Source organism: Mycobacterium sp., from assembly GCF_035623875.1.
Classification (GTDB): domain Bacteria; phylum Actinomycetota; class Actinomycetes; order Mycobacteriales; family Mycobacteriaceae; genus Mycobacterium.
This window is the reverse complement of record NZ_DASPSP010000090.1, coordinates 1-9,140: the sequence shown is the minus strand read 5'-3', so window position 1 is coordinate 9,140 and position 9,140 is coordinate 1. Positions and strand designations below refer to the sequence as shown.

The following is a 9,140-nucleotide window of genomic DNA, read 5'->3' as shown; positions in this document are numbered from 1 at the left end:
GTACGCGTGCGTGGACCGTCCCCGCCTTCCGCCATCGCTCCAACCCCCCGTGGGCGTTGAGCACCTCGTCCAGCAGAAAGGCCATCAACCCACGCTATCTGTCCGCTCCGGTCTGCAGAAGGTCGAGCTCGTGGTCTATTTCGAGACGGTTATGGGCAGGGCTGTCGAATCTCTCAGCTGTTTAGGGCATAGCCTCAGCGCAGGGCAATATGGCCCTCGAACTCAGGCGGTCGCGAACGGGTTCCTGAATGATTTGCTCGTCATCGACAGGTCTAGGCCGGTTCGCGTACACGAGGCAGCCGAGTAAGCGGGAGTGATAGGTTTCGCTTCGATCCACCCCTCCCGCGCGCCATCATCACGAAATGGATCGGGGGTAATCGCATGATCCGCGTCGTCGACCACCCGTACATCGTGTTCGCGCTTTCTCTTGCCGTGCAGTGCGGAGCGGCTTACCTCGGCGATCTGCTGCGCCGCAAGATCAGACCCGTTGCGAGAAAAGTCCAGGCCGATTTCGACATCGTTCTGACCGCCACGCTCACGCTCCTCGCGCTCATCATCGGATTCAGCTTCTCGATGGCGGTGAGCCGCTACGACCAGCGCAAGAACCTCGAAGCACAGGAGGCGAATGCGATCGGCACCGAATATGTGCGCACCGACTTGCTGCCTGCCCAAGATCAGACGAAGGTGCGTGATTTGCTTCGTCGCTATCTCGATCAACGCATCCAGTACTACCGTGGGCCTGAGACCTCCGCTGCCAGCACCGACTCACTCAAGCTGCAAGCCCAGCTCTGGTCGTCGGTGGTGACTGTCGGAACCGCGCAGCCCACCCCGGTGGTCGCGCTCGTGATTTCCGGAATGAATGATGTGCTCAATTCTCAAGGCTATACACGGGCCGCCTGGTTGAACCGGATCCCGACTGCCGCATGGGAGCTGCTGGCATCGACCGCGATTCTTGCCAATATGCTGCTCGGCTATCGCGAACGGCGCACCGATTTGCTTGTTCTAGTGGTCGTACCACTGGCCGTATCGATCGCGCTGTTTCTGATCTCCGAGATCGACACCCCGCACGGCGGCGTCATCCGCGTGGTTCCGAATAACTTGGTGTCGTTGTCACAAGTCATTCACGGGCGGTGACCATGAGGCCAGCCAAGTGCTGCGCGAGCTGCGCGACACCGCGCAACCCGGGTGTGGGCGCATGACTTCGCCCCAACGTTCGACACCGCGGGCCGCGATGTTGATCGCCGCGTTGTGGTCGGCGTGCCCAACGAACCTAGTCGTCGCGTTGGTTTCTCGCTTGGATCAGGACCCTAAGCCATGCTGACGGCCGACGAGTCGCACCCTGACCGCGCCGTCGCGATCCTCCTCTTCCAGTTCTAACTCGATGCGGGCCAACTCCTGTTGTAGCAACGGTAGCCAGTGCCTGCTCAGTGCGCGCGCCCGCAGCCGGGTGGTGTAAACCTCCTTCTCGACGGTCCTGAAAGCCGAGTGCGCTGCTGCGCATCTGGCCGCGGCAACAACGGCCGCTCGATACGCGCGGTTCGCCTGCACAGAAGCCGAGGTCGGGTAGATGACGGCCGGATCGTCCTCGGCCGGTAACTGGCAAGCCGCGACGTCGGGGTAGCGCACCCCGGCTGTGACGGCCCATTGCACGGTGACGGACGCCGTCGTCGTGGTGACGGCCAGATCGATCGCGTTTTGGCCGCCCAGCAGCACCGCGCGCAGCCCCCACATGTCGGCTTCGCGGCACGCCTGGTGCCAGTCGCGGCGGCTTTGTTCGGCGCTGCGCTGCAGCTCTTCTTTCAGCGCGGTCAGCAAGTGCAGCTTTTGCTCGAGCAACGTCACCCCGCGTTCGGCTAGGTCGAGCCGGTCAAGCACCCACAGCCGGCCCATCCGCCCAGGTGGACGAGACAATGTCGCCACTATGCCTCCCGCACGATGTCGGGCCAGTTTCTCTCAAGCAGACGGGAGGGCAGCATCGCCAGCTCACTGCGCGGCAACAGCGCGACTACCTCCCATGCGCGATTGAGGGTTTCGTCGAGCGGTCGTGCCACGTCGGGACGTTGATTGACCAACTTGGCGGCGAAATCGTCCTCGAACCGCAGATAGCTGCGGTCGGTGGCGGTAAGAGCGTCGGGTCCGATCAGCTCGGCCAACGCACTTATCTGCCGTGCACGGGCCAACGAGGCGAGCAGTTGCGCCGCTAGCGGTAGGTGGTCGTCGCGGGTGCGGCCAGCGCCCGCGCCGCGGCGCATCAGCCGCGACAGCGACGACAAGGCGTCCACCGGCGGGTAGATGTTGTGCAGATGCATCTGCGCGGAGAAGATGATTTGCCCTTCGGTGATATAGCCGGTCAGGTCCGGCACTGGGTGGGTGATGTCGCCACCGGGCATCGTCAATACGGGCAGCACAGTAACCGAGCCGTGCCGTCCGACGATCCTGCCGCACCGCTCGTACAGCGAGGCCAGGTCACTGTAGAGATAGCCCGGGTAGGCGCGCCGTGCCGGCATTTCGCCGCGGGCTGCGGAGATTTCACGCAGCGCCTCGGCGTAGCTGGTCATGTCAGTCATGACCACCAACACGTGCCGCGAGGTATCGAAAGCCAGATGCTCGGCGATGGTCAGCGCAATGCGCGGGGTGAGGATCCGCTCGATGACCGGGTCGTCTGCGGCGTTAAGCAACAAGACCAATTCCCCTGCGGCGGCTCGTGATTCGAGCACATTCCGGGCATAGGCCACGTCGGCGTGGGGAAGCCCGATGCCGGCGAACACCACGCTGAACGGCTCGCCGCCGGCACTGGCCTGCGCGGCGATCTGACACGCCAGGCGCAAGTGCGGCAGCCCGGGCAGCGAGAAGACCGGCAGTTTCTGGCCGCGGACCAGGGTGGTCAGAGCATCGATCACCGATACGCCGGTCAGCACCGGCTCCGAGGGCGCGTCGCGTTGCATCGGGTTGAGCGGGTCGCCGTTGACCGACACCCGCCGCGCTCCGGTCACCGGCGGGCCGCCATCGATCGGTTCGCCACGGCCGTTGCAGGTGCGGCCCAGCCAGGCGGTTCCCACCGGGATGCGCAGCGGCTCGCCGCTGAACCGGTACGCAGCCCCTGCCGGGTCCATCCCCGACGTGCCCTCCATCACCTGCACGAGCGCCACGTCACGGTTCACGTCGAGCACCAGCCCGTGGCGCACCGAGCCGTCGGCCAGCATGATGACCACGTACTCGTCCCACCCCACACCGGCGACACCGCCAACCACGGCCAGCGGACCGCGCAATTCACGCACGCCGCGGTATTCCACCCATCGCGGCCATGGACGGCTCATCGCGGCAGCTCGCGCAGGGTGTCGATGATCTGGTCCCGGCGTTCGACCGCCACTGCGGTGTCGTCGGGTCCGCTGTCGTCGCGGGCGCGGATCAGGTTGCCGAAGTCGGTCTGCTCGATCAGCTGCGCCGCAACACCGCCAGCAACCAGTTCACGGCAGGTGTCGATTACCGCCAACACCGCGTCGACGAGCACCGCGGTCTTCTCTGGTCCGCAGTGCGCGTCGTTGGCATTTTGGGCATTCTGCTGCAGCACGGCTTCCCGCAGCAGCCGGCCGGCCACCAGCACCATCCGCTCGCTGTCGGGCAGCGCTGTCACGCCGACCAGCTCGGTTAGCGCGGCCAGGCGATCGGACTCGGTCAGCAGATCCAGCACCCGAGCGCGCCGGGCAGCCCAGCCGGTGTCGTCGCCGGAAACAACTCGGGCGGTGCCGAGCGCTTCGGCGTCACGGGAAAACGACGCCGACCACGACACCGCGGGGTAGTGACGCGAGTAGGCAAGGTCCCGGTCCAGAGACCACCGGCAGCGCACGAACCGCTCAGTGTGCACGGTGACCGGCTCGGACAGGTCCCCACCCGGGGGCGACACCGCTCCCAGCACCGTCACCGACCCGGTATCCCCGCCGAGGGTGTCGACGTAGCCGGCGCGTTCGTAGAACGCCGCAAGTTCGGAGGACAGGTTGGCCGGATAACCCTCCTCGGCAGGCAGCTCTCCCATCCGAGATCCGAACTCACGCAATGCTTCTGCCCACCGAGAGGTGGAGTCGGCGATCACCACGACGTGATAACCCATGTCACGGTAGTACTCCGCGACGGTGACGCCGGTATAGATGCAGGCCTCGCGGGCCATCATCGGCATGTTTGAGGTGTTGGCGATGATCACCGTGCGGTCTACCAGCCGTCCACCGGTGCGCGGATCGCTCAACTCACGCATGTCGGCAACGATCTCGGCCATCTCGTTGCCCCGCTCACCACAGCCGACATACACGATGACGTCGGCATCGCACCACTTCGCAATCTGTTGTAGCAGAACCGTTTTGCCGGTACCGAATCCGCCCGGCACCGCTGCGGTGCTGCCCCGGGCGATCGGGAACAGCAAGTCGACCACCCGCTGGCCGGTAGTCAGCGCAACGGCGTCGTCGCGTCGACCGCGATACGGTCGCGCCTGTCGCACCGGCCACCGCGCCGCGATGGCCACCGGCTGTCCGCCAACTGTGGCGATCGCCTCATCGGCGGGGTAATCATCGGCGGCGGCAATCCAGTCCAGCGTGCCCGACAACCCGGCGGGAACCTGCACACGGTGTGGCACCGATCCGGCACCGGGCACCACGCCAAGCACCGCACCGGGCGTCAGTTCGGCGCCGATAGTTGCTCTCGGCTCGAAATGCCATGTCGAGTAGTCGATTTCACTGTCATGGCCGGGCGCCAACCAGGTTGGCGCGGTATGCAGGGGCCGCAGCAGCCCGTCGAACACCCCGCCCAGCAGCCCGGGTCCCAGCGACGCTGACAATGGGCGGCCCAGCGCGACGATGCCGGCGCCGGGCCCCAGACCACCGGTGTACTCATAGGCCTGTACCGTCACCTGCCCACCACGGATCGCGACCACCTCGGCGGGAATTCGCTCCGTTCCGAGCGTCACCAGCTCATGCATCGCCAGCGGAGTGGTGGCATCGATTTCCACCAGCGGTCCCGACACCCGCACCACCTGCGCCACCCCTGCTGCTTCGCCTACGACCACGGCTCACCCATCTGTGCGGTGGTGTCGTCGAGCACCCGCGCGGCAATGCCGGCCAGGCTCAGGTCGATGCACCGCTGACCGGCCTCGGCCACCACTCCGCCGGTGGGGTGCTCATTGAGCTGGGCGTCGGCGCCTAGTGTCGCCTGTGCCACGGCCCGCAAGGCGGCAGCCCACTGCGGGTAGGCCGGGTCGTCACGCAGCCGCAGCACGGCCTCGGTGCCGTGGCGACACCGCTGCTGATAAATGTCGCGCTGGGCCGCCAGCACCGCACCCCGCAGCTCCCGCTGCAGCGCCGCACGATGCTGCGCGCCCACCGTTTCCGCCGCCGCCCGCCCTGCGGCACGGGCCGTTTCGGCCAGCTGTGCAGCCTGGTTGCGGGCCTCAGCGAGGACGCGCTGGGCTTCGTGCTCCGCTTCTTCGATCTCGCGCTCGGCGTCAGCCTGGGCGCGCTCGAGCAGGTGCCGCCGCATCGGCTGCAGGGCCGCCATCGCCTTCTGGGTGTTTAACGCACTCATACGGGCATCACGGCGGTCAACAGGTCTGCGTCGCTGAGCTGGCCGCCCAACGCGGAAGCGGCCGCCGCGGTCAGGATGACCAGCGTTGTGCCGAATGGCAGGCTCTCCCAGGCCCGGCGCACCTCATCCGCGCCCTGGGCAGGCATTGCGGTGGCGCCCGCCATCGCATAACCGGCCACCAACGCCGGCTCACCGATCACGACGACGGCTCCCACGTCAGGCCCGCTGGATCAAGATGACCGCAACGACGAGCCCGTAGATGGCGATGCCCTCGGCCAACCCGACGATCACCATCGCCCGGCCGAACAGCTCGGGCCGCTCGGACAGCGCCGCCAGCGCCGCCGCGCCGGTATACGCCACGGCGATCGCCGCGCCGATCGACGACCCCGCGACCGCGATCGCCGCGCCCAGCAGAGCCGCCCAGTTGCTGCCCGTGCTGCCCGGTCCGGCGGCCGCGACTGTTTCCGCCGCCGCCGATCCGGCGGTCAACGCCTGCACCAGCACCACCAGCGCCGCCACCGCCACTACCGCGTTGACCGCCCAGAACAGCTGCACCGCCAGCCGGCCCCGGCGACGCAAGAGCATCAAGCTGACCGCGAATCCGGTGATCAGGGCTGGTGAAGCGATAACCCAGGTCAACATGCCGCCGCCTCCATTTCGGCCACCGGGACCGTCCAGGGCCGGAACGGCCGACCCTCGCCGATGAACACCCGCGAAAACAATTCGTAGAACTCCAGCCGCAGCGCCTGCACGCCTGCCACCAGCGCCTCCAGCGCGAAGGCCACCGCATTGCCCACAACGAAGAGCGCCACCGCCCCCACTGCGCCGATCCAGCTGTGCGCCCACAGTGCCGTCGTCCCGCGCCACACCACCCACCCCAGCGCGGCGTGCGTCATGCCGAACGCTGCCAGACGAGCGAACGACACCAGGTTGGACCCGAGACGCACCAGCAAATCCAGCCCGCCGATCGCGGCCTGCAGGAGGCCGGCTGCGCCGCCACCGGACTCGGCATACAGACCGATCAGCGCCAACAGCAGCCCGACTCCGCACACCAGCAACCCAACCGCCACCAGCACCCGGGGGCCGACCATGTAACCGAGCAGCACCCCACCGGCCCCGACGAAAACGGTCGCCCCCGCGATCCCCGAAGGCGCGTACACGGCCAGCCGAAACCCGCCCTCACGCCAGCGGTTGACCGCCCCCACCGTGTAGGCGGCTCCCAGCAACACCGCCCCGACCGCCAACGCAACCAACAACAGCCGCAACGGATTGTCCAGCGGGGCCAGCCACACCATCGGCACCAGCCCGGTCGGGCCGAAACATTCTCCGTACAGGACCCCGAAGACACTCGCCGCGATCCCCGCGGCACCGACGAAACTCCACATCGGCCGCAGCGACGGGAACCGTCGTACCCAGCCCAGCTTGATCATGACCGCGCCAGCGACAAGCAGCAGCCCGTGCCCGACGTCGCCGAACATCATCCCGAACATCACCACATAGGCCAGCCCGGCCCACACGGCGGGGTCGATGTCGTGGTACGGCACCGTGCCGTAGGTGCGCACCAGCGCCGAGAAGCTGCCGGAAAGCCCCGGCCTGGTACTGAGCAGCGTTGGCGGATCCACCCCCCGCGGGGTGGGCAGGGGCACCGCGGCCGCCCCGGCCACGTCCAGGCGCGCGCCGAGCGCGAGCAGCCGGTCGGCCGGGCACCAGCCCGCGACCGCTACCGCGGCACGGCGGCGCACCGCGGCCGCAGCGTAATGCTGCAGCTGCGCCTCACCGGCCAGCAGATCCGCACGCCCCGCCCGCTCCAGATCCGCAACGTCCGGCTCGCTGGCTGACAACACCACCGCCGCGCCGCCGTGCGCCGACTCGGGATGCGCGCCCATCCGCTGCAGCGCCAGCGCCGCCTGACCGGGTGCCCCGTTGTTGTCGACGGGTTCGTCGAGCTCGACGCTGCCGGACCGGGCCACCACCACCATCGCATCGCGCAGCGCGTCCGCCGGCGCGACCAGCGCGATCCGCTGCATACGCGCCGGAGTAAAACGCCGCGCGAGGGCACGCAGCCGTTCAGGCCGTTGAGGCCGTTCAGGCGACGACATCGTAGACGTCCATCGGGCCGCCACCACGCGATGCCAGTGCCAGCGCCGCGCGGCACCGCCAGGCGTCGGCAGCCAACACCGCGACAGCCCCGATCGTTTGCGCCCGGGTGAACTCACTGCGGCCCAGCATGGTCAGCCCGTCGGCTTCCACCCGCGCCCACCAGCGCGCCTCCGCGGTCCACAAACCGCCGGCCCCGGTTGTGCCGTCGAACACCCAGCGAAGCCGCGTTGCAATGGCATCGGTGAACGAGGCCAGGTCACTTGCCGCTACTGCCGCGCCCAAACCCAGGCGGGCGCGCACCAACACCGGTCCAGGCAACTCACGCAGTTCCAGTAGCCGCCGCCGCGCCACAGACAAAGCCAACCACGCATCCGCCCAATCCCGCGCCTCAGGAACCGCGTTGGCCACCCGCAGCGCCCAGCCGACCTGCACCGCCAAGGCGATGTCCGACGGTGATTCCGATCCCGGGTCCCCCCAGATGGTCTGCGCCAGGATGTCCCGCAGCTGCGCCAGCGAGCGGGTCTCGCTCAGCCGCGGCCATGCGCTGGCCAGTGCGCCCAGCGTGTAGGGCGGGCCAGGCGGCGCGCCCGCCAACTTCCGGGCATGGGCAGCAATGTTCTGGGCTTCAAAGCCAGCGGCCAACGCTCGGATGGCCCGCGCCCCCACCGGCGGTTGCCATCCGGCCAGCACCCGCAGATGCCACAACAGCGCGGCGCACACCGCATGATCGGTGTCGTGCGCGGGCTGTCCCACCGTGATGTCGCGACCGTAGGCGGTAGCAGCCAGTGCGTGCTGCGCGTCGGTCAGCGAGTTCATCGCCGCGAGGGCCCGGGCGCGCCCCACGCCCAATCGCCGGTTGAGTAGGGCTCTGGCGCGGACGTTGCCCGCCACCCACTGCGCGCTCACCTATCGCTCTCTGCGGTCGTGGAGCGGACAAGGGCATCGAGCCACCTCCGGGCCTCAGCGGCCACGGTGTCGGCATCCTGCGCCAACCGCTCGTCGGCTCGCCGGCGCAGCTGGGCTATCTCGTCTTCGGTCTGGCGCCGCATGTCGTCCTCACCGGCGCTGGCCTCGCGCAGCGCATCCGCTTCGGATTGGGCTCGCACCCTCTCGGCGTCGTGCCGGGCTTTCGCGACGAGTTCGGCCGCCTGACGTTGGGCGGCGCGGCGGATCTCCTGCGCCCGGTCGGTGGCGGCCTGGCGCGTCCGCGCTGCCTCCTCTTGCGCATCGTCCAGAAGTGCCAGCACTTCGGTGAGCTCGGCCGCCGCGTCGGCGCTGCGATCCGCCGGGATGCCGGGACGTCCGGCGGCACCCGGTGTGCCAGCCGGACGGAAGCGGTCCAGCACGTTTTGCCACTGCGGCACCGTATTCCTCCTCACCAGCACGTAGCTGAAAAGGGTTGCACGGGAGATGTTTTGGGCAATCTCCGATCTTAGCCGCCGACGTGCGTCACCAACCCGCAACCCAAACGT

The 9,140-nt window shown here is 68.3% G+C and carries 10 protein-coding genes and 1 pseudogene; 1 reads left to right on the top strand and 10 read right to left on the bottom strand.

Annotated features, from left to right (window positions below; translation table 11 throughout):
• Window positions 1–85: pseudogene (locus tag VEI45_RS07295) on the bottom strand (hypothetical protein); the annotation flags it as partial.
• Between the two features lie 296 nt (window positions 86–381).
• Here VEI45_RS07295 and VEI45_RS07290 point away from each other — a divergent pair.
• Window positions 382–1,134 carry a hypothetical protein gene (locus VEI45_RS07290; protein WP_324851670.1) on the top strand — a complete coding sequence of 251 codons (753 nt, stop codon included), beginning with the start codon at window positions 382–384 and terminating at the stop codon, window positions 1,132–1,134.
• 165 nt (window positions 1,135–1,299) lie between these two features.
• Here the strand turns inward: VEI45_RS07290 and VEI45_RS07285 are convergent, their stop codons facing one another.
• Genes VEI45_RS07285 through VEI45_RS07245 form a run of 9 tightly spaced genes read right to left on the bottom strand, consistent with a single transcriptional unit; the run spans window position 1,300 to window position 9,032 of the window.
• Window positions 1,300–1,920 carry a V-type ATP synthase subunit D gene (locus VEI45_RS07285; protein ID WP_324851668.1) on the bottom strand — a complete coding sequence of 207 codons (621 nt, stop codon included), beginning with the start codon at window positions 1,918–1,920 and terminating at the stop codon, window positions 1,300–1,302.
• Entirely contained in the window at window positions 1,920–3,317 is a 1,398-nt protein-coding gene (locus tag VEI45_RS07280) for a V-type ATP synthase subunit B (RefSeq protein ID WP_324851667.1), read from the bottom strand. Before VEI45_RS07280 ends, VEI45_RS07285 begins: the two co-directional genes overlap by 1 nt.
• Complete coding sequence (locus VEI45_RS07275; RefSeq protein ID WP_324851665.1) at window positions 3,314–5,053, bottom strand: V-type ATP synthase subunit A; 1,740 nt, start codon at window positions 5,051–5,053, stop codon at window positions 3,314–3,316. Before VEI45_RS07275 ends, VEI45_RS07280 begins: the two co-directional genes overlap by 4 nt.
• Window positions 5,044–5,568: a hypothetical protein gene (locus tag VEI45_RS07270; RefSeq protein WP_324851663.1), complete on the bottom strand. Its 525-nt coding sequence runs from the start codon at window positions 5,566–5,568 to the stop codon at window positions 5,044–5,046. Before VEI45_RS07270 ends, VEI45_RS07275 begins: the two co-directional genes overlap by 10 nt.
• Window positions 5,565–5,783, bottom strand: coding sequence for a hypothetical protein (locus VEI45_RS07265; protein WP_324851661.1), 219 nt, complete (start codon window positions 5,781–5,783; stop codon window positions 5,565–5,567). Before VEI45_RS07265 ends, VEI45_RS07270 begins: the two co-directional genes overlap by 4 nt.
• A 1-nt stretch (window position 5,784) precedes the next feature.
• A complete protein-coding gene (locus VEI45_RS07260) occupies window positions 5,785–6,210 on the bottom strand; it encodes an ATP synthase subunit C (RefSeq protein WP_324851659.1) in 426 nt (141 codons plus the stop codon).
• Window positions 6,204–7,595 (bottom strand): V-type ATPase 116kDa subunit family protein, encoded by a 1,392-nt coding sequence (locus VEI45_RS07255; RefSeq protein WP_324851657.1) that lies wholly within the window; start codon window positions 7,593–7,595, stop codon window positions 6,204–6,206. Before VEI45_RS07255 ends, VEI45_RS07260 begins: the two co-directional genes overlap by 7 nt.
• Window positions 7,596–7,653: 58 nt before the next feature.
• Window positions 7,654–8,574, bottom strand: a complete 921-nt coding sequence (locus VEI45_RS07250; protein ID WP_324851654.1) for a hypothetical protein — start codon at window positions 8,572–8,574, stop codon at window positions 7,654–7,656.
• A complete protein-coding gene (locus tag VEI45_RS07245; protein ID WP_324851652.1) occupies window positions 8,571–9,032 on the bottom strand; it encodes a hypothetical protein in 462 nt (153 codons plus the stop codon). Before VEI45_RS07245 ends, VEI45_RS07250 begins: the two co-directional genes overlap by 4 nt.
• Between the last annotated feature and the right edge of the window lie 108 nt (window positions 9,033–9,140).

Coding starts and splice junctions, on each gene's coding strand:
- VEI45_RS07290 (WP_324851670.1), top strand. CDS start 382: ATGATCCGCGTCGTCGACCACCCGTACATCGTGTTCGCGCTTTCTCTT.
- VEI45_RS07280 (WP_324851667.1), bottom strand. CDS start 3,317: ATGAGCCGTCCATGGCCGCGATGGGTGGAATACCGCGGCGTGCGTGAA.
- VEI45_RS07270 (WP_324851663.1), bottom strand. CDS start 5,568: ATGAGTGCGTTAAACACCCAGAAGGCGATGGCGGCCCTGCAGCCGATG.
- VEI45_RS07260 (WP_324851659.1), bottom strand. CDS start 6,210: ATGTTGACCTGGGTTATCGCTTCACCAGCCCTGATCACCGGATTCGCG.
- VEI45_RS07255 (WP_324851657.1), bottom strand. CDS start 7,595: ATGCAGCGGATCGCGCTGGTCGCGCCGGCGGACGCGCTGCGCGATGCG.